Here is a 720-nt window from a genome sequence, read left to right on the forward strand (position 1 = left end):
CCCGGTCGGCCAGCTCGATCCGGGAGGCGCTGAACGAGAGGTACCGCTGGGTGGCCCGCGCGGCATCCCCCCGCGCCGCGTCGCTCGCGCCGCCCACGGTGAAGGGGATGGCGGACGCCCGCACGGTCCGGCCGGTGTGGAAGGCGTCCTCCAACAGATCCAGGTCCGCCTGCTCCCGCAGGTCGGCGAAGAGTTCGCGCAGGGGCATGCCCAGCGGTCGGTCGCCGAAGATCTCGTGGTACGCGTGGTTCGTGTACGCCAGGACCAGTCGGTCGCCGCGGTGGACCGCCACCCCGACCGGCGCCGTGTCGAAGACGTCCAGCGGCAGCCCACTGGATGCGATCTTCTCCTCATTCCGGTGCGAAGGCGACATCTTCGTATGATGCGCCATGATCGCCACGGCCGTCACGGAGGGTGCGCGCCGCGCCGCCGCGTGGCGCGCCCGGGCGCGCCACGAGCCAGGCGCCGCCCCGGTCGCCCTGTGGCGCGGTCGGGCGGGGTCACGGCGCGCCCCCGGCGTCGGCCGCCCTGCGCGGCGCCGAAGGCCCGAGGGTGGGTCAGGAGGTGCTGGTCGCGAACGCGTCCACGCCCGTCAGCTCGGCCGACAGCGCCCACAGCCGCGCCGCCTGCCGCGGGTCCACGGCGTAGCCGCGCACCCCGCCGCTCATCGGCGCCGCGCCGTCGCCACACACCTCGGCGATGTCGCAGTCCTCGCAGTAG

At 75.3% G+C, this 720-nt stretch carries 1 protein-coding gene and 1 pseudogene; both read right to left on the minus strand.

The window, feature by feature from the left end; all coding sequences use genetic code 11:
• A partial coding sequence (locus tag KUM32_RS37880; protein ID WP_217146362.1) for a PAS domain-containing protein occupies window positions 1-373 on the minus strand: 373 nt, incomplete at its 3' end.
• A 184-nt stretch (window positions 374-557) separates the two neighbouring features.
• A pseudogene (locus KUM32_RS44390) lies at window positions 558-720 on the minus strand (oxidoreductase); the annotation flags it as partial.

Source organism: Streptomyces sp. AC627_RSS907 (assembly GCF_019049165.1).